We start from the raw sequence: 18,752 nt of genomic DNA on the forward strand, positions 1-18,752 counted from the left end.
AGATGGACACAGCCGACGCCTTCGCGCCGTCGATCCCCAATCGGCCCAACCCCAGGCGGCGTGATCTGGCGCTTCGCATTGCCGTACCCTTCGCCGTCATAGCCGTCGTTGTCTTGATTTGGGGGCTCTATGTCAAGCTCTCCGGTGTTCCGCCCTATATCCTCCCCGGACCGATCGCCGTGGCCAATGCCTTTGCCACGGATTGGGGCACGCTCGCCCCCGCCCTTTGGGTCACAACCAAGATCACCTTCATGTCGCTGATGCTGGCACTGGTCGGCGGCGTCGGTTTTGCGATCTTCCTCGTTCAATCCCGGTGGATCGAGATCGCCTTCTACCCGCTTGCAGTGATCCTGCAGGTAACACCGATTGTGGCTATATCGCCTCTCATCCTCATTTATGCACCATCGACGCAGGTGGCGCTCCTCATCTGCGCTTTCCTCGTCGCCTTCTTTCCGATCCTTTCCAACATGGTCCAGGGCCTGAAAAGCGTCGATCACAATCTGATCAATCTCTTCGAGCTTTACGGTGCCTCGCGTTGGCAGACGCTGCTCTATCTCAAGCTGCCTGCAGCCCAGCCCTATTTCATGACAGGGCTCAGGATCGGTGGCGGGCTTGCGCTGATTGCCGCTGTTGTGGCGGAATTCGCCGCCGGCTCAGCCGGCGCCGGTTCCGGCCTCGCCTTTCGCCTGCTCGAGGCCCAGTATCGGCTGAACATACCCCGACTCTTCGCGGCCTTGCTGATGCTGTCGCTGCTCGGCGTCGCAATCTTTGCCGTCACGTCCTTCATCTCGTGGCTCAGCCTGCATCGCTGGCATGAAAGCAGCCTGAGACGGGAAAACTGATGACCTATTCCTTCATCTCACCTCCCAATGCCGGCCGATTCGTGCTGAGCAATGCGACGCTTCCGGCGGCAGCTGTCAGCGGCTACGCCGCACCGGCCGAAGAGGGTCTCGTCAGGGCTGATATTGTCGTCGCAGACGGTCTGGTTTCCGCCGTTCTGCCGCCAGGCGAAGCACCCGCGGACTATGCAAGGTCCGATCTTAAGGGCGGCATGGCCTGGCCATGCTTCGTGGACGCTCATACGCATCTCGACAAGGGACATATATGGTCCCGCAACGCCAACCTCGACGGCACCTTCATGGGAGCGTTGGAGGCGGTGCGCGTCGATCGGGAGGCGCATTGGTCCGCCACAGACGTCAGAATGCGGATGGAATTCTCGCTACGCTCCGCCTACGCCCACGGCACCAGCCTCATCCGCACGCATCTCGATTCTATCGCTCCGCAGCACAGGATTTCCTTCGATGTCTTCGACGACGTGCGGGATGCCTGGAAGGATAGGATTACACTGCAAGCGGTCGCGCTCTTTCCCATGGAGCTCATGACCGATGCGGCCTATTTCGCCGATCTCGTGACGGTCGTTCGCAATAAAGGCGGCCTGCTTGGCGGGGTCACGAAGGTGGGACCAGACCTCGTCTGGCAGTTGGATACGCTTTTTCGTGCGGCCGCAGACAGTGGGCTCGACGTCGACCTCCATGTAGACGAGACGGACGATCCGGGCGCTGAAACGCTAAAAGCAATCGCCGACTCGGTGATCCGCAACGGCTTTCAGGGCAAGGTCACGGCAGGCCACTGCTGCTCGCTCGCCCGACAGGACGACGGTCTTGCTCAGAGAACTGTCGAATTGGTCGCCAGGGCCGGCCTGTCGATCATCTCGCTTCCGATGTGCAACATGTATCTCCAGGATCGCTATCCGGACCGCACGCCGCGATGGCGTGGGGTAACGCTCTTCAAGGAGCTTGCCAAAGCCGGAGTCAAGACCGCCGTCGCCTCCGACAATACCCGCGACCCGTTCTATGCATATGGCGATCTTGATCCGGTCGAGGTTTTCCGCGAGGCGGTACGCATCCTGCATCTCGATCATCCTCTGGATACGGCTGCTCGCATCATCACCACGTCGCCAGCGTCGATCGTCGGCCGCCCGGATATCGGCCGGATCGCCCCCGGAAGCCCGGCCGATCTCGTCCTCTTCAGCGCCCGGCGCTGGAGCGAATTTCTCTCCCGTCCGCAGTCTGACCGCGTCGTGCTTCGGCGCGGCAAGGTGATCGACCGCAGCCTGCCGGATTACCGTGAACTCGATAGTGTCGTTGGAGCCTGACATGCCGGATTACGAAAAGATCAAAAAGGAACTTGCAGGCATAGCCATCGAGGACAATCCAGCGCTCGTGCGTCAAAAGAGCCGCGATTTCTATTGGTACTCGCCGATCCTGAAGGCCCAGCTCGACAACGTGACCGCTGATCTCGTCGTCACGCCGAAAAATGAAGCCGAGGTGATCCAGGCGCTGAAGGTCGCCTTCGCACACGGCGTACCCGTGACGCCGCGCGGCGCCGGCACCGGCAATTACGGCCAGGCCATGCCGCTTTCCGGCGGCATCGTGCTCAATCTTTCGGCCATGGACAAGATCAAGGAAATCCATCCAGGGCGCGTCATCTGCGAGCCGGGCATCGTCATGGCGCAACTGGACAAAGAGACGAGGGCCCATTCCGGCCAGGAACTGCGCTTCCACCCGTCGACGGCCCAGACCGCAACGATCGGTGGCTTCATTGCTGGCGGCTCCGGCGGCGTCGGCTCGATCACCTGGGGTGGACTGCGCGACCTCGGCAATATCCTGCGGCTGCGCGTCGTTACCATGGAAGCAGAACCGCGGGTGCTCGACCTGACGGGCTGGGACCTGCAGAAGGTGAGCCACGCCTACGGCACGAACGGCATCATCACCGAGATCGAAATGCCGCTCGCGCCGGCCTACGATTGGGTGGACGTGCTGGTCGGCTGCGACGATTTCATGACGGCCGTCCGCTTCTCCGATAAGCTCTTGCGGTGCAACGGCATCCTCGTCAAGGAAATCGCGCCGATTGCCGCCCCGATCCCGCATGACTACTTCACCCGCCACAGGCCCTACATCCGCAAGGATCAGTCAGTCGTCGTCTTGATGATTGCGCCGCATTCCATGGATGCGTTCCTTGCCTTTGCGGCATCGCAGAACGGCGAGATCATTTTCCGCTCCGACAAGGTGGAGAGCATGCGGGGTATTCCGCATGCCTACGAGCTTGCCTGGAACCACACGACGCTCCGTGCGCTGAAGATCGATCCGAAATTCACCTATCTTCAGGTCCAGTATCCGGGACCGGACCATGTCGAGAAGGTTCAGAAGATGGTCGAAATCTTCGGCGATGAAGTGCCTGGGCATCTCGAATTCATCAGGTTCGACGGTCAGATCCAGTGCTCCGGCCTGCCGCTGGTGCGCTACACGACGGAAGAGCGGCTCGAAAAAATCATTCAGATCCATCAGGACCATGGCTGCCCGATCTTCAATCCGCACCGCTATACACTGGAGGAGGGCGGCATGAAGCGGACCGACAAGGTTCAGCTTGCTTTCAAGCATGAAACGGACCCAAAGGGCTTACTCAATCCCGGCAAGATGATTGCCTGGGAGAACCCGAATTTCGACTTCTCGGCAGGCAAGAACTATCTGTTCCCGGGTCTTGCCAGCATCATGGAGCCCTCATGAGGGTTCTCGTCCTTCATTCCCATCCGGTGGAAGCAAGTTACGGTGCAGCCCTTTACCGACAGACGCTTGAAAGTCTCGCCACGGCCGGACACACGGTCGATGGCTGCGATCTTTATGCGGAAAGCTTCGATCCGGTGCTCTCCCGTGACGATCGCCTCGTCTATCACGAATATCCGGGGAATATCGCGCTGGTGAAACCCTATGTCGATCGCCTCAAGCAGGCGGAAGGGCTCGTCATCGTCACACCCGTGTGGAATTTCGGTTTCCCGGCGATCCTCAAAGGATATTTCGACCGCGTCTGGCTACCGGGTGTATCTTTCGAGCTGGTTGACGGACAGGTGCAATCGCGGCTCCGGCACATCCAAAAACTAGCAGCCGTCCTGACTTACGGCGCCACGCCTTTTCGCGCCTTCGTCGCCGGCAATCCGCCGAAGAAGATCGTCAAGCGGGTGCTGCGCGCCCAGATAAACCCACTGAGGCCGGTCACTTTCCTCGCCCATTACGACATGAACAACTGCACGGCGGAAACGCGCGCTGCATTCCTTGGTAAGGTGAAGACGGCAATGGAGCGTTTCTAGAAAACCTTAGCAGCGGTCACTTCGACCTCGACCAGAAATTCCGGCCGGGTAAAGCCACTGACGATGATCAGCGTCGACGTGGGCTTCAGGTCCGCGGTAAAGCGGTCGCGCACGGCCATATAGGCCGGAAAATCCTCGCGCCGCGTCAGGAAGCCTGAAATGCGGATGACATCGGCAAAGCTCATATCCGCCTCTTCGAGTATAGCCCTGATCGCCTCGAAGCACAGCGCGGCCTGCGCCGTCACGTCCCCGGGCACCGTGTCGTCGAGGCTGATCCCGAGTTGGCCGGATGTCACCAGCAACGAAGCTCCGGGCGGCACCAGCATGCCGTGATTATAGTTTCCGAAGGGTCGGCGAACCGACGGCGGATTGAAAACCTTCGTCATGGAAGAGCCTCGTTGGAACCCTATCAGTTATAGCCAAAACCGTCGTGGTTCCAAGACCGTGGTCTCATCTCCCGGAGGGAATCCCAAAAGCCACCGTCCAGATCACGTATCCAGTTAGACCTCAACAGAGTGGATTAGCTTACTCGGCATCCGAAAACCGGCCACAGTCATGTCGATTGTCGTCTTTTTCCTTAGCCCGTGAGCCAGATCTCGACGCGCTGCGGTTTCAACTCTTTGGAAGAGCAAGGCTCTTTCGTAAGTCCGCGCAAAAATTATGGAACTTGATCCGCGCCCTCTGAATATCGGCGGTCGGGAATGACCAGAAAGCGCAAGTTCGCGGTCTTGGCGGCAGCAAAAAGAGACATTCATCAACCGCTGGAGTATGATCGGATCGGCCTGGAAATATGGCACCCCGAGCGTGGCAGTACACGGAGACGAGATGGTCACATGGACGATCCGACGGTGCACAGACGTTTGACGGCAATCCTCGCCGCAGACGTTGTAACTTATAGCCGACTCATGGGCCGGGACGAGGAAGGCACTCACGCGGCTTGGAAAGCGCATCGCAAGGAACTGATCGACGCCAAGATCGCCGAATGTGAGGGTCGCATCGTGAAGCTCACCGGCGACGGATTTCTGGCGGAATTTCCGAGCGTCGTTAATGCGGTCACCTGCGCGGCCACAGTCCAGCGGGGCATGCTAGAGCGTAATGCGGGTGTGCCGCAGCGCAGCCGAATAGAGCTTCGCATGGGCATCAACCTTGGGGACGTGATCGTTGAGGGCGACGACATCTTCGGGGACGGCGTCAACGTGGCGGTGAGGCTTGAAAGCATAGCGGCGCCGGGCGGAATCGCGGTCTCTGCAGCCGTCCGAGATAATGTCGGCAACCGGCTCGATCTTCGGTTCGAGGACATGGGCGAGCAGACGCTCAAGAACATCGACAGGCCCGTGCGCGCTTATGGTATCTCCCTGGACTTTCCTCCGGCTCCGAGCGGCTCGGATGCAAGCCAAGAAGAGCCTTGGGAGATCGAAAAGCCGTCCATCGCGGTCCTGCCATTCAACAACATCAGCGGCGACCCCGAGCAAGAATATTTTAGTGATGGGATCACTGAGGACATAATTACTGACCTGTCGAAAATCTCCGGTCTGTTCGTCGTCGCGCGCAATACGGTGTATACCTACAAGGGCAAGCCGGCGAAGGTACAGCAGGTGAGCCAGGATCTCAGGGTGAACTATATTCTGGAAGGAAGCGTCCGCAAGGCCGGCTCGCGTGTGCGGGTCACCGCGCAGCTCGTCGAGGGAAAGGGCGGAGGTCATCTCTGGGCCGATCGCTACGACCGTGATCTCACCGACATCTTCGCCCTTCAAGACGAGATCACCCATACCATCGTGGACCACTTGAAGGTCAAGCTGTTGCCCGAGGAGAAGAAGGTCATCGGTCAGGCCCCGACCGGGAGTGTCGAGGCTTATGCGTACTACCTTAGAGGACGGCATTTCCTGCACTGGCACTCCAAATCTCATTACGTCCTGGCGAAGCGCATGTTCGCCATGGCCGTCGAACTCGACCCACTCTATGCCCGGGCCTACGCCGGAATTGCGGACTGCGATTCCTTTCTCTTCCTTCACTATAACGCTGATGTCTCAATCGACGGCATTCTGGCGGCCAGCGCCAAGGCGCTGGATCTTGAGAGCGGTCTCGCAGAAGCGCATGCTTCACGCGGCCTCGCTCTTTCGCTTCGCGAGCGACATCCGGAAGCGATGGCAGAGTTCGATCAGGCAATTGCCCTCGATCCCAATCTGTTTGAAGCCTATTACTTCTATGCCCGCGCCTGCTTCACCCAGGGAAAACTGGACGAAGCGGCCAGGCTTTTCCAGCGCGCCGCAGAGATCAAGCCTGACGATTACCAGGCCTTGCTTGTGCTCATTAACGTTCTCCGATCGCTCGGGCGCGAGCAGGAAATGAAGATAGCGGCGCGTGAAGGTGTTGCACGCGCCGAGCGCGAGCTCGTTTTGCGTCCGGAAAACGCGAGGGCCGCCTACCTGGGGGCTTTGGGTCTCGCGGCCCTTGGTGAGCTTGATCGTGCTAAGGAATGGGCAGGACGCGCTTTGACCATCGATCCCGACGACCGCCTGGCGAAATACAACGTGGCTTGCTTTTACTCGCTCGAGGGTGAACATGAACGAGCCATCGGCCTGCTAGTGGAGCTTCTCCCGCGCGCCACCCACGAAACAAAAAGGTGGGTGAAATACGACTCGGATCTCGACCCGATCCGTCGTCATCCGCACTTCCTGAAGGTGCTTGAACTCCTCGACTAAGAGACACTGATCTGGAAACAGATTTTCAGGTTGCCTCGTCCTTCGCCCGCCAGTCATCGCTCGAAGCCAACTCGGAGAGGGCGGCAAATGGTGTCAGAATGCCGCTTCGGCGCGACGACGGCCTGTGCTTGCCAATTTCAAGGGATGCGTCCCCCATCTGCACGCATCAAATTAGCTTTCGGACTTCCGGCATTCCACGAGGACAAATCAATGACTCAGGCGGTCAGGCACCCGTCTGAAAACGAAAAGGCGCTCGATAGGTGTGATGGCGACGCGGGCATTTCAAGTAACGAGACATCGTTTGCACACAACTTCGGCGGGTAGGAGCGGTTCACATGACCGGCGAAAAGGTGATATGCCTTTAACAGATCAGACGGTTACGGCTGCTGTCAGAATAGAAAGATTCGCTCATGGCAAACCCGCCTCGCAGACCCCTCAATCCAATGGACGCGGCCGAAGCGCTGTTCAAACCAGCGAGAAAGGCCGCAGCACCTGCGATCGACCGGCCAGCGCTCCCAAAAACAAAAGAGCTTGTCTCGCTCAAGATTGACAGCGATGTGCTCGCCTATTTCCAGGAAGACGGCCCCGGCTGGCAGGATCGGATCAACGAGACATTGCGGGCCGTAATGACAGACAAGACCTGAGCGGCTCGATCGGAGCGCAGCCAACTATCCGTTGGCGGGGTCAGTCGCCGCTCGATGGCGCCACTGCAAAATGATGCAGTATCTCGCGCTCGGACTACCGGATCACCAATCCGAGCTCGATTTGCCTCTGGCCGACGACATCAAGTTCGGCGATACGGGGCTGGTAATGCTGCGCCGCGGGTGAGAGCATCGTCAGCCTGTCTCCCATGAAGGAACGGCTCCGGCCGCCCGCAGGCAAGAGACGCGGACCAGCCTTCAATTTCCGGTTCGGAGGCCGCTACTTCGGCGACAGCAAGAGGTGCCTCGTCCCTGCCTCGGCATTCTGAAGTTACGGCACGAAATATCGTAAGGCCGAGCATCGGTTCACCTTTGTCGGCGGACGTTCATGGCTTTCGGCAGCCTTTGGCAGGAGGGCGAAAGCAGCCACCCCGCGTCGTGCACGACAGATCGTCGTCCTGAAGCCGCAGGCTGGTGGCACCGGCTGGAGCTCACAAACCCGAAGCAGGACTTCTGCGGCCGCTACCGAAGGCAGCCTCCAAGAGCCCAGTTCTCAATTTTTGGAGGGAACCCTTTGTTGACTGTCCCCAAGTAGCGTAAAATCGACCTCTCGGCCAACGAGGATGGTCAATGAGGGGACGATTTTCCAGAGAATCCAAAGCTTGCTGCCTTGCGGCAGCAATCTCGTTTTGGTCTTATGCTCCAGTTTCAGCTGACTGCCGATCAGCCCTCGACAACCCAGAGTGGCCAAGGATCGCCAAGTCAATTGCTTCCTTGCAGTTGTGCGAACAGATTCCCGTCGGCCCAAATCAAACCGCCCGGCTTCAGGTGGAGTCGGTCGATTTCTGCTCCGTTTCGAGCAGTGTCTCCTCAGTCACAGCAAGGGCATTGCTGACGTGCGAGGCTGATTCAGAGGCGCTTTTTCAGACGCCGCCACTCGACAGTCAGGTTGTGGCCACGATAACGCTTGATACGGTTGAATGCCGGATAAGAGATACGAACCTTGAAATCAGCGGCGAAATTGGCGCGCTCTTGTCCGGACTGACAGAAACCCAACAGCTGGCCCGCGATTGGGCCCAATCGCAGCTCTCACTCCTATGCGCCATGTACCGATGAGGGTACGTCGACTGCCAGTCCGAACTTAGCTGGTCAAGTTAAGTGGTTTCGCGAGCAAGATGAAACAGTCGATACATGTTGGCACAGATTTGCCGATAGCGATTGGCACGTTCTGCCCGTGCAATCGCTGCTACGCACGACAATCCGGCGTTAGGTCTTTTCCTCCAGACAGGACAAGAACGCTCGCTCGGCACTGGTTCAGGTCAACCGTCTGCCATATACGGGCGTACCGTCCCTAGTGGCTCGGACCCTTCTCGCCACACCCAGCAGCGCCAACCACCAGAGGGCCAACACGTCACTCCTCCTTGGAAATTCGATATGTGAACCGATTCCTGATATGGGCGTTGAAGAACCGTCCCTTCGAGAAGGCCCGCCGGAACGCCGCATATGTTTCGGGAGGAACATCCTCGTAGTCGTAGCGGTTCTCGCTGGTGACCAGCCAGACCGAGAGTGTGCGGGTCGCCGCATCATAATTGGTGTCGCGGATCAAATGCGAAGGCATTGCCCACTCCATCCCTCAGGCATCTCGTCTCGCTCAATCGCTTGCTGACCCAAGCTGCTACCTCCAGGGCTGCCCGCCCATAGGGTCGCAGGAGTCCCGCTTCTGACCGGATGAGATCGAACCACGTGCCCCAGGGCTCGGGGGCAACGACCGGACGGTTATGGAAAGGCTCGATGTGGGGCCCAGGCGCGATCGCCAGTCGTCTGGTTGCCGCTTCCCGAAAAAAGTGTCCCGCCTAACGCAAGTCGCACGACATCATAAGCAGAGCCCAAAGAGATTCGTGCTCTCAATCCCGCGCTTTCCTTAGGGTGCGGTACGGCGGTAGCGGTTCCGTTCCTGTTCGATCTGCTCGGGGCTATAGGGATCGAGGCTGTCGTCGAACCGTGTCCAGCCCTCCTCAATATAGGCACGGCGGCGTTCGCTCGGATCCACCCAGTTGGAACGCCGGAGGATGGCTTCGGCTTCAGCGACCCGACCCTCGTCCACCCTTGCGCTCACGAGCGTCCCGCCCCGACGCACGCCCTCTGCATAGAGGTGAGCATCTTCTTCCGAGACTCCCGAACTGGTGAGCGCTCCGATCAGACCGCCCGCAGCTCCGCCAGCTACCGCGCCAGCAGCGGCGCCAGCCGCGGTCGCGACCAACCAACCGGCTGCAACGACAGGCCCGACACCTGGAATGGCCAAAAGGCCCAACCCGGCAAGTAGTCCACCGGTGCCACCCACCGCCGCGCCGATACCGGCGCCAGTCGCCGCACCTTCTGCTGCGCCAGAGGCGTTATCCTGATCGCGCCCATTGTTCGAGACGATGCTGATATCATCGGAGGGAACTCCGGCCGACTCCAGTTCATTCACGGCCGAGCGCGCGTCGGAATAGTCGTCGAATAGTCCGTTTACAGTTCTCATTGTTCTTCTCCTTGATGGTGCTGGTTACTTGGCGACTACATTTCCTTGGTAGTCGAGTGCGACCGATAACGATTTGCCGTCTTTGGTGGCGGACGCCATCCAGATCCCCTTGTCATCGAGCTTCAGGCCTTTGACATCGGTGTAACCTGCGTTCTCGATGCGCTCCTTGGCCTGGGCTTCGGTAAAGCTGTTGGCACCTTCGACAGGCGCCGCCGGGTTCTTCGTGTCCGGGGTCGCTACTGCAGGGGTATTTCCGTTCGACGAGGGAGCGGGGGTTGTCTGGGCAAATGCTGAGAGCGCGGATGCCCCGAGGGCCGCCACGAGAATGATGTTTTTCATCGGTGTTTCCTTTTTTGCGGACCTCATGTCCGATCCATGACCGGAGAACACCATGGTGCGCTTTAAGTTCCAGCCGGCGCAGGTATGAGCTGGTTGCCGGCCGGAATTCCATTCTTCTGATTGATTGCATCCAGAGGCGAGCTCGAAAAATGCGCCTATCGTTGCTGAGCGGAACATCCCGCGACGCCCTACGCGGCGGGTTGGTGACTTACCCCACCATAGGAGAGCAGAATGGCTGCAAAGACGCTAAACCGACCTGTTCGACGACACCCTGAAGGACATTTACTTCGCCGAGAAGCAAATCCTCAAAGCCTTGCCGAGGATGGCGCGCGCGGCGCAATCGGAGGAAGGCAAAGTGGGTTTCCTGAAGGGCATCATCGCCGAAAGCGAAGAGATCATCGAAGAGTTCAAGGGCTCTGCCGCACTCGACGCAGGATTGATCTCTGCGGCCCAGGCCGTCGAACATTACGAAATCGACCGCTACGGCACGCTGATCGCCTGGGCCAAGCAGCTGGGTCTGAAGGACGCGATCCCTCTCCTTCAGGCAAGCCTCGCTGAAGAGGAAGGTTTAATATGACGGGTGTCGAGGAACTACCTCTAGGCGCGCCGCGCTTATTCTCGCCGCGACGGAACACACGCCCTCCCCGGCAGTTCTCCTCTCATGGAAGGAGATCATCATGATCAGCGGAACAAAAGGTGCCCGATGGGAGGGTGTCAATGAAAACGGAGGACGGCCTTTATGCCTGCGCGCCGAACAGAAGGAACGCCGGCAAGAGGGCAAAAGCGTTGAGCACTGGGGCCAGGCTTTACCGAAAATCGGTCAAGGCGCAGCCGGCGCCGACGCAGACGACCTTTCGAGGATGGACGCGCTTCGCGAAGCTGCTCGCAGGCACACCGACATGTTTCTCTCCGAGAGCACCAAGGATGTCGACCAACAGAAGGCGTCGCGAATTCGCAAACGGCCTTAAACTCCAAGGATCTATGCAATGTTACTGACGACAAAAATCGCCGCCGCCTGCTGCGTTCTTCTCGCCCTTTCCTCTTGCGGGAACACTATCCGTGGCGTGGGGCGTGATGCTGCCAATACCGTGGATGCCACCCAAAGTGCCGGAAATCGGGTAGGCAGAGCAGCGGCGAATTGAGCGGCAAGCACAGTAAGCGCCCCGTTCTCGGCCATCCCTGGGCCAAATTCGCCGGCGGACTTTCCGCCGGTTGGCCAACGCTTGCGTCTCTAGGATCGGAAGAGCGCAAGGCCAGAAGTGGGACGGCTGACGAAGACCGCATCGGAGCTCGCTCGAAGACCGTGAGCGCCGACGAGTGGCTTGTGCAACTCGTTGAAAGCCGAGGCTTCCCCTCGTTTTCAAGGATGTGTTTCGATATAGCGTTAGGCCCCACCGCGCGCTTTAAACATTGACGCCGGCGGCACTAACCTCTGCAATCGAACGAATGAGATATCCTGCCTCCGCCAGGGTCCATGTGCTCCTCCGAAAAGGGTTATTCTTCCGTACCTACTCACTAAAGCGGCTCCTCTTCCGACCCGTGGAGCGGGACGGCAGCTATACCTGGAAACGTCATGAGTTTGAGCGTTGGTTAGGGAGGCAGGCTATTTCGGACTTCAGCTCCTGACTTGTTGATCGTACCGCTTCCAGGAAGTTTCGCAGTGCTTTTCGCGCACCTCGTGGCTGCCATCCCATGGCCAGTTCCCAGGCCAGCTCTACAGGTGCGTCAATCAGTGGGATGAATGCTACACCAGCGATCTTCATCGTCGTCGCGCCCACGGGCACCAACGATACGCCGAGCCCAGCGGCGACCAAGCTCAAAATCGTATGCATCTGCCTTGCTTCCTGGACGATATTCGGTACGAAACCCGCCGTCCTGCAGGCGTTTGTAATCCTCCCATGAAGCGTCGGGCCTTGTGGGTGAGGAAACATAATGAAATCGTGTCCAGCCAGATCAGCAAGCCGGCAAAAGTTCGAAACAGCGAGCGGGTGATGTGATGGCGCTGCGACAACCAGCTTGTCCCGGTGTATCAGTTCCACCGCGAGGCCATCGACAGTCTTGATGGGCGGATGGAAGAAGCCAAGGTCGATATCACCGCCGGCAAGATCGGCCAGTTGCGCCTCCGTGGAACGTTCATCGAGGCGAATTGTCGTATCGGGCCAAACGTTGTGGAAGGCGCGAATGGCCCGAGGAAGCAGCCGATAGAGAGCTGCGGAGACAAAGGCGATGGAAATCTGGGCAAGGTCGTCTGAAGCCGCGCGGCGGGCCAAGCGAACCGCGTCTTCAGATTGCGCAATTGTTCGACGAGCCTCCTCCAGAAACACGCGACCCGCGGCTGTGAGGCTCACCATGCGTTGCGTCCGCTCGAATAGCGGAAATCCCAAACGCTCCTCAAGCCTTTTGATCGATTGGCTAAGCGGCGGTTGCGCCATGCCGAGCCGGGCAGCGGCGCGTCCGAAATGCAATTCTTCGGCCACGGCAATGAAATGCCGCATATGGAGCAAGCTGATCATCATATCAAGAGAATATCAATAAACACTGTTTTGATATTGGAAACATTCGCCGGCAACAACGATTTACGGTCGATCCAGTCGAAGCCAGCCCATGGGCGGAAAACTATTTCGAAGGAGTGACCATGCAAAAACTTGCTTTCTATTGCGCTGCCATCGCGACGACGTTCGGTGTTGTGCCTACATTCGCAGAAGTCGAACGCAAGGATTTCCGGGTAAATGCTGCACCTGATGTCGAACTGGCTATCCGGGAGGTCTGGAAGACAGAGGCAGAACGCAACGGGCCTCCCATCGTCCTTGTCCATGGAGCACGGGGTGCCGGGTATTGCCTCCTTCGATTTGCCGGTCGAAGGAGGATCACTGGCTGCGGACTTGGCAACGAGAGGATATCAGGTGTTCATCGTGGACGCCCGTGGCTACGGCAGATCGGACCGTCCCGGACAGGATGGTCCACCGGAAGGCCGGCCGCTGACCCATTCCAACGAAGTCGCCCGCGACATCGATGCTGCGGTCGAGGCTATCCGGGATAGGACTGACAGCCGGCAAGTCGGGTTGCTCGGCTGGGCCACCGGCGGACATTGGGCTGGCATGTACGCATCTCTTTTCCCGGAAAAGGTCAGCCACCTGGTCGTCTATAACTCGCTTTACGGCGCAACCTCTGGACATCCGACACTTGGATCGGACAGCGAGACCGCCGACCCGAATGATCACCGCCGCTTCAACATTGCGAAGTTCGGGGCCTACCGATTGAACACGGCTGCTTCACTCATGCCCTCCTGGGACAAATCCATTCCTGTGGACGCCAAGGAAAGCTGGCGTGATCCGGCAGTGGTCGAAGCCTACCAACAGGCGGCGCTGGCGTCCGATCAGACATCTGGCGATCGGAAGCCGGCTGCATTCCGCTCCCCTTCCGGGGCAATGGAAGACAGCTTCTATCTTGCCTCCGGCAGGCAGCTTTGGGACGCTGCATCGATTACCGCACGCGTGCTGATCATCCGTTCTGAGAACGACTTTTGGAGCCGTCCTGATGACGTAACGACGCTTGAAGGTCACCTCGTCAATGCGGCCCGTGTCCGTAGCGTAACGATTCCGGGCGCCACGCATTATGTCCACCTCGATCGTTCCGAGCGTGGCCGTTCGCAATTCATCACAGAAGTGGTGAGATTGCTCTCGGAATCCGACAACACCACAAGCCGGTGAGCTCATGTTCAACCGATGGTCACTTCTCTGACTCAAGGAGCCTCTAGGCAGCGGCGGCTCAAGACCTCGTGCACGGCGGTTCCGTGTTGCCTGCGCTAAGCGGTGTCTGGAAGGCCGCCGATCAGTTTGTCAATTGTGATCGGATAGTCCCGGACCCTGACGCCGGTCGCGTTGTAGATGGCGTTGGCGATTGCGGCGGAGACACCGCACAGGCCGAGCTCGCCGACCCCTTTCGCCTTCATCGGTGACGACATCGGATCCGTCTCGTCCATGAAAATAACGTCCTGATGAGGGATGTCGGCATGCACTGGTACCTCATAGCCGGCAAGATCGTGATTGACGAAGAAGCCGCGGCGCGCGTCCACCGCGAGCTCCTCCGAAAGAGCCCCGCCCGCCCCCATGGTCATCGCGCCGATCACTTGGCTGCGCGCGGTAATCGGATTGAGAATGCGTCCCGCCGCGCACACCGCCAGCATCCGTCTGATGCGCGTTTCTCCCGTGGCGACGTCCACGCCGACCTCGACGAAGTGCGCGCCGAAGGTCGATTGTTGGTGCGTTTCGGAAAGCTTGCCCCATTGGATCGTATCTTCACCAACCAGTCCCTCGGCGCCCGCTGCCTCTGCGAGTGACACCGACCGGTTGCCGGAGCGGACCTCGCCGTTTTTGAAGACGACATCCTCGGAATTGAAACCAAGTTTCTGCGCAATGGCTTCCCTCAGCTTCACGCAGGCTGCGTAAACACCCGCCGTCGAGCAGTTGCCCCCGAACTGCCCGCCGGAACCGGCGGACACCGGAAAGCGGGAGTCGCCAAGCCGGACCGCGACCTTGTCGACGGTGACGCCCATCATCTCGGCCGCAGTCTGCGCGATGATGGTGTAACTGCCCGTTCCAATATCGGTCATGTCGGTTTCGACGGTAACGACCCCTTCCCGGGCGAGGCGGACGCGTGCTCCGGAAGGAAGCAGCAGGTTGTTGCGGAAGGCGGCTGCGACGCCAATGCCGATCAGCCAGTTGCCCTCACGCTTCGACCCCGGTCTTCCTCGCGCGCTCCACCCGAACCGCTCGGAGCCGAGCTTCAGACATCCGACGAGATCGCGGTGCGAGAACGGCCGCTCGGGCTTCTCGGGATCGACCTGGGTGTCATTGATAATCCTAAATTGCACGGGATCGAGACCGAGCTTCTCGGCCATCTCGTCGATGGCGATCTCCAGAGCCATCAAGCCAGGCGCTTCGCCTGGAGCACGCATCGCGTTGCCCTCGGGAAGGTCGAGCGTCGCCAGCCGCATCGCCGTCATGCGGTTCGCGCCGGCGTAGAGCAACCTGGTCTGATTGACGGCCGTCTCGAGCTGTCCGCCCTTCAGATCGCCTGACCAGCTTTCATGGGCGATCGCGGTGATCTTGCCGTCGCGTTCCGCTCCGATGCGGATGCGCTGGATGGTCGCCGGGCGGTGGGTCGTGTTGTTCATCATGAACGGACGCGGCAGCGCCACTTTGACAGGTCGCTTCGCAGCCTTTGCTCCAAACGCGGCAAGGACGGCGTCGGCACGAAGAAATAACTTGCCTCCAAACCCGCCGCCGATGAATGGCGACATCAGATGAATTTTCTCCTTTTCCACGTCGAGGGTGGTCGCCAGGTCTGACCGCCACCAGTCTATCATCTGGCTCGAGGTCCAGACTGTTAGCTCGTCGCCATCCCAGGCTGCGATGGAGGCATGCGGCTCCATCATCGCGTGGGACTGGTCCGGCGTCGTGTAGGTTTCGTCGAAAGTGATCGGAGCCGTCCTGAAAGCCGCATCGAAGTCGCCGGCAGCTGAGTCCGGCTGCTGGGACTCGTCCGGCTTCACTGCCGATTCCTTCGCCTCTCTGAGGTCGAAGGCGCCCTTCTCTTCGGCATAGTCGACTTTTACCAGTGCTGCGGCTGCGCGGGCTTGTTCGAAGGTTTCGGCCACGACGACGGCGATCGCCTGGTGGTAATGCTGGATTTCGTCACCGCCGAAGAGCTTGGCGGTGTTAAACTTGCCCTTCTTCCGTTCGCCGACTTCAGGCGCGGTCACAACGGCGATGACGCCTGGCGCCTTTTTTGCGGCAGAGACGTCCATGGATTTGATGCGCCCCTTGGCGACAGCCGCGCCCACGGGATAGCCGTAGGCGTACGGCACCTTGGCATCGTGCCATTCGTAGGCGTACATCGCCCGGCCTGTCGTCTTGAGCTGGCCGTCGATGCGGTGGATCGGCTGGCCGACGACCTTGAGCTGGTCGATCGGGTTCGTAGTTGCTGGCGTATCGAACTGCATGGCTACCCCCTGGCTTGCGAGATGACCGCTGCGAGCGTGCGCTCGACCAGGTCGACCTTGAAACGGTTCTGTTCGGTAGGACGGGCGTCCGCGAGAAGGACACCAGCGGCGGCGCGGGCCCCTTTTGGCAGCTCGGCTTCGGCCGCCTCGACGCGCCAAGGCTTATGGGCAACGCCACCGACGGCGACGCGACCGGTCCCATCAGGTTGGATAACCGCGCCCACGGAAACGAGTGCGAAGGCGTAGGAGGCGCGATCGCGGACCTTCCTGTAGATGTGACGCCCCCCGATCGGCGGTGGGAGAATGACCCCTGTGATGAACTCGCCGCGTTCGAGAACCGTCTCGATATGCGGGGTGTTGCCCGGCAGGCGGTGGAAGTCGGCGATGGGGATGGAACGCTGGCTGCCGTCTGCCTTTACCGTTTCGACCACGGCATCCAGCGCTCGCATGGCGATCGCCATGTCGCTCGGATGGGTGGCGATGCAGGCGTCGCTCGTGCCGACGACGGCGTGCTGGCGGGTGAAGCCGCCGATGGCCGAACAGCCGCTGCCTGGCTGACGCTTGTTGCACGGCTGGTTCGGGTCGTAGAAGTACGGACAGCGCGTGCGCTGCAAGAGGTTCCCCGCCGTCGTCGCCCTGTTGCGGAGTTGACCGGAAGCGCCCGCGACGAGCGCTCGGGACAGGAGCTCGTAATCTCGACGAACGGTTTCGTGTGCCGCAAGGTCCGTGTTGCGAACCAGGGCCCCGATGCGCAGTCCGCCCTCCGAAGTGGGTTCAATCTTGTCCAATCCGAGGCCGTTCACGTCGATCAGATGCGTCGGCGTCTCGATCTCGAGCTTCATGAGGTCGAGAAGGTTAGTGCCCCCGGCGATAAACTTCGCTTCCGGATTGGAGGCGGCCGCTTGGGCCGCGGCCTCGACGGACGAGGCCCGTTCGTAGGTGAAGGCTCTCATGCTTTTGTCCCCGCGACCTCGACGATGGCGTCGACAATGTTGGAATAGGCGCCGCAACGACAGATATTACCGCTCATGCGCTCACGGATCTCGGCCGGGGTGACAGCCACCTTGGCGGTTAGGTCGCCAGTGACGTGACTCGGGATGTTCGCCTTGATCTCCTCTAGCACCGCCAGGGAGGAACAGATCTGCCCAGGCGTGCAGTAGCCGCACTGAAATCCGTCGTGCTTGACGAAGGCCGCCTGCATCGGGTGGAGATCGCCTGGCTTTCCGAGACCTTCGATCGTCGTAATCTGGTCGCCTTCATGCATGACGGCAAGCGTCAAACACGAGATGACGCGACGGCCGTCGACCATGACTGTGCACGCGCCGCACTGACCGTGGTCGCATCCCTTCTTCGTACCCGTCAGATGGAGGTGTTCGCGCAGCGCGTCGAGGAGCGTTGTTCTATTGTCAACGTCGAGATCACGCCTCTCGCCGTTGACGGTGAAGGACATCTTCGTTGTGTAGTGCATTGCGGTTTCCGCAGATTGTGCCGCCGCTCCCCCGGCTGCAACGCCGGTGACCGCGACGGTCGCGGCAGACGAGATAAGTAAATCCCGACGGGAGATTTCGAGTTGAATGGGGTTATGCATGTGCAGCTCCACTTCACGCTCATTGCATGGGGGCGCGTCCAGTCGATCCGGTAAAGGCGCCAGCAGGCTAGATAGAGCAGAAACGAGCGATGATTAGGCCTTCCTGCTGCATACTCTTATCGATCTGATTCATGAATGGCATTCCGACAGGCTAGTGCAAGGTTATGCCGGCCATGCATCCTTTGTCACACAGCGCTTCGCGCGCAATTGCCTGTCACTTTGAAGTGGGCGCGGCCGAAAGGGCAGCGGAACTGTTCGAAAGTGAATCCGGAGCCTCGCGGGATCGAGGTGAAGTTTGGGATCCAGACGACTTTCCGCCCGAAGTCCAGTTTCAGTTTACAAATTGTGTACGTAAAGAGTTTAGGTGCGCACCAACCGATGAGGCGCAGCGCCGCATTCGACCTTCACCAATCGACAGAGCGCTTTTATCATTGCGTCTTGCCGACCCTGACCCTCTACAGCCCGAAATCGCACCGGATCAGAGTGCTGCGTTCTCAAGCCGAGAGCAGATGCGCGGCTGGTCGCGGCCTGGCCGCGCGACACTCGCTTTGCCGCCGCTGCTTCGAGCCGTTGTCACGGGCTTATGTCGAGGCGCGCTACTCCTCGAAATACACGGTCAGCAATGATGAACTGCAATGGCTTGTCGCGCGGGTGAAGGACCTGCAGACGCTTGCGGAGACGATTCTGCAAAGTGCGCCTCGGCGCCTGAAGCCAAATCTCCGCTTTGGTGTTTTGCGGTCCTCAGGTCGGCCAGACGAACACCTGAGGCGACCCTCCTTTTGCGTTCTTCGGTCTCGCCAGGGAGATACGGAT

Annotated in this window: 19 protein-coding genes; 10 read left to right on the forward strand and 9 right to left on the reverse strand. The window is 59.7% G+C overall.

The genetic code is table 11. The features are described from left to right. The first annotated feature begins 2 nt into the window (after positions 1 to 2). From ACZ9DP_RS10480 to ACZ9DP_RS10495, 4 genes are read left to right on the forward strand one after another with little or no spacing between them, the layout of a single operon-like run. Positions 3 to 842 carry an ABC transporter permease gene (locus ACZ9DP_RS10480; RefSeq protein WP_074071440.1) on the forward strand — a complete coding sequence of 280 codons (840 nt, stop codon included), beginning with the start codon at positions 3 to 5 and terminating at the stop codon, positions 840 to 842. Beyond that, a complete protein-coding gene (locus ACZ9DP_RS10485) occupies positions 842 to 2,155 on the forward strand; it encodes a cytosine deaminase (protein ID WP_372418989.1) in 1,314 nt (437 codons plus the stop codon). The genes ACZ9DP_RS10480 and ACZ9DP_RS10485 overlap by 1 nt, the downstream gene beginning before the upstream one ends. A 1-nt stretch (position 2,156) precedes the next feature. Further along, positions 2,157 to 3,566: an FAD-binding oxidoreductase gene (locus ACZ9DP_RS10490; protein WP_476201565.1), complete on the forward strand. Its 1,410-nt coding sequence runs from the start codon at positions 2,157 to 2,159 to the stop codon at positions 3,564 to 3,566. Next, on the forward strand, positions 3,563 to 4,144 hold the full coding sequence (locus tag ACZ9DP_RS10495; protein WP_239601192.1) for an NAD(P)H-dependent oxidoreductase: 582 nt from the start codon (positions 3,563 to 3,565) through the stop codon (positions 4,142 to 4,144). Before ACZ9DP_RS10490 ends, ACZ9DP_RS10495 begins: the two co-directional genes overlap by 4 nt. Here ACZ9DP_RS10495 and ACZ9DP_RS10500 read toward each other — a convergent pair. After that, on the reverse strand, positions 4,141 to 4,530 hold the full coding sequence (locus ACZ9DP_RS10500) for a RidA family protein (protein ID WP_074071436.1): 390 nt from the start codon (positions 4,528 to 4,530) through the stop codon (positions 4,141 to 4,143). The genes ACZ9DP_RS10495 and ACZ9DP_RS10500 overlap by 4 nt on opposite strands. A 447-nt stretch (positions 4,531 to 4,977) precedes the next feature. On the opposite strand from ACZ9DP_RS10500, the gene ACZ9DP_RS10505 reads away from it, so the two are divergent. Both ACZ9DP_RS10505 and ACZ9DP_RS10510 read left to right on the forward strand, forming a co-directional pair. Then, positions 4,978 to 6,846: an adenylate/guanylate cyclase domain-containing protein gene (locus ACZ9DP_RS10505; RefSeq protein ID WP_476202256.1), complete on the forward strand. Its 1,869-nt coding sequence runs from the start codon at positions 4,978 to 4,980 to the stop codon at positions 6,844 to 6,846. Between the two features lie 410 nt (positions 6,847 to 7,256). Next, positions 7,257 to 7,490 (forward strand): BrnA antitoxin family protein, encoded by a 234-nt coding sequence (locus ACZ9DP_RS10510; protein ID WP_074071434.1) that lies wholly within the window; start codon positions 7,257 to 7,259, stop codon positions 7,488 to 7,490. 1,408 nt (positions 7,491 to 8,898) lie between these two features. Here the strand turns inward: ACZ9DP_RS10510 and ACZ9DP_RS10515 are convergent. The 3 genes from ACZ9DP_RS10515 to ACZ9DP_RS10525 all read right to left on the reverse strand — a co-directional run bounded on the left by ACZ9DP_RS10515 (position 8,899) and on the right by ACZ9DP_RS10525 (position 10,347). Further along, positions 8,899 to 9,105, reverse strand: coding sequence for a KTSC domain-containing protein (locus ACZ9DP_RS10515; RefSeq protein ID WP_040114991.1), 207 nt, complete (start codon positions 9,103 to 9,105; stop codon positions 8,899 to 8,901). Positions 9,106 to 9,408: 303 nt separating this feature from the next. Continuing rightward, a complete protein-coding gene (locus ACZ9DP_RS10520) occupies positions 9,409 to 10,008 on the reverse strand; it encodes a general stress protein (RefSeq protein ID WP_476201566.1) in 600 nt (199 codons plus the stop codon). 24 nt (positions 10,009 to 10,032) lie between these two features. Further along, positions 10,033 to 10,347 (reverse strand): PepSY domain-containing protein, encoded by a 315-nt coding sequence (locus ACZ9DP_RS10525; protein WP_074073016.1) that lies wholly within the window; start codon positions 10,345 to 10,347, stop codon positions 10,033 to 10,035. Between the two features lie 256 nt (positions 10,348 to 10,603). On the opposite strand from ACZ9DP_RS10525, the gene ACZ9DP_RS10530 reads away from it, so the two are divergent. The 3 genes from ACZ9DP_RS10530 (at position 10,604) to ACZ9DP_RS10540 (ending at position 11,489) form a co-directional block, all read left to right on the forward strand. Continuing rightward, positions 10,604 to 10,924 (forward strand): YciE/YciF ferroxidase family protein, encoded by a 321-nt coding sequence (locus ACZ9DP_RS10530; RefSeq protein ID WP_283074004.1) that lies wholly within the window; start codon positions 10,604 to 10,606, stop codon positions 10,922 to 10,924. Between the two features lie 100 nt (positions 10,925 to 11,024). After that, positions 11,025 to 11,315 carry a hypothetical protein gene (locus ACZ9DP_RS10535; protein WP_476201568.1) on the forward strand — a complete coding sequence of 97 codons (291 nt, stop codon included), beginning with the start codon at positions 11,025 to 11,027 and terminating at the stop codon, positions 11,313 to 11,315. Positions 11,316 to 11,333: 18 nt separating this feature from the next. Next, on the forward strand, positions 11,334 to 11,489 hold the full coding sequence (locus tag ACZ9DP_RS10540) for an entericidin domain-containing protein (RefSeq protein WP_239601195.1): 156 nt from the start codon (positions 11,334 to 11,336) through the stop codon (positions 11,487 to 11,489). A 429-nt stretch (positions 11,490 to 11,918) separates the two neighbouring features. Here ACZ9DP_RS10540 and ACZ9DP_RS10545 read toward each other — a convergent pair whose 3' ends face one another. Both ACZ9DP_RS10545 and ACZ9DP_RS10550 read right to left on the reverse strand, forming a co-directional pair. Further along, complete coding sequence (locus ACZ9DP_RS10545) at positions 11,919 to 12,863, reverse strand: LysR family transcriptional regulator (protein ID WP_476201570.1); 945 nt, start codon at positions 12,861 to 12,863, stop codon at positions 11,919 to 11,921. Then, complete coding sequence (locus ACZ9DP_RS10550) at positions 12,860 to 13,162, reverse strand: hypothetical protein (protein WP_476201571.1); 303 nt, start codon at positions 13,160 to 13,162, stop codon at positions 12,860 to 12,862. Before ACZ9DP_RS10550 ends, ACZ9DP_RS10545 begins: the two co-directional genes overlap by 4 nt. A gap of 10 nt (positions 13,163 to 13,172) precedes the next feature. Between ACZ9DP_RS10550 and ACZ9DP_RS10555 the strand changes: the two genes are divergently transcribed. Next, complete coding sequence (locus ACZ9DP_RS10555; protein WP_476201573.1) at positions 13,173 to 14,057, forward strand: alpha/beta fold hydrolase; 885 nt, start codon at positions 13,173 to 13,175, stop codon at positions 14,055 to 14,057. A gap of 95 nt (positions 14,058 to 14,152) precedes the next feature. On the opposite strand, the gene paoC is transcribed toward ACZ9DP_RS10555, so the two are convergent. The 3 genes from paoC to paoA are packed head-to-tail and all read right to left on the reverse strand — an operon-like array spanning position 14,153 to position 17,939. Then, the gene (gene paoC, locus ACZ9DP_RS10560; protein ID WP_476201575.1) at positions 14,153 to 16,351 is read right to left on the reverse strand and encodes an aldehyde oxidoreductase molybdenum-binding subunit PaoC; all 2,199 of its coding nucleotides are present in this window, start codon (positions 16,349 to 16,351) and stop codon (positions 14,153 to 14,155) included. A gap of 2 nt (positions 16,352 to 16,353) precedes the next feature. Further along, a complete protein-coding gene (locus tag ACZ9DP_RS10565) occupies positions 16,354 to 17,304 on the reverse strand; it encodes an FAD binding domain-containing protein (RefSeq protein WP_476201577.1) in 951 nt (316 codons plus the stop codon). Continuing rightward, on the reverse strand, positions 17,301 to 17,939 hold the full coding sequence (gene paoA / locus ACZ9DP_RS10570; RefSeq protein ID WP_194731522.1) for an aldehyde dehydrogenase iron-sulfur subunit PaoA: 639 nt from the start codon (positions 17,937 to 17,939) through the stop codon (positions 17,301 to 17,303). Before paoA ends, ACZ9DP_RS10565 begins: the two co-directional genes overlap by 4 nt. Positions 17,940 to 18,752: the final 813 nt, after the last annotated feature.

The sequence above is a fragment of the Rhizobium sp. USDA 4016 genome, from assembly GCF_056279705.1.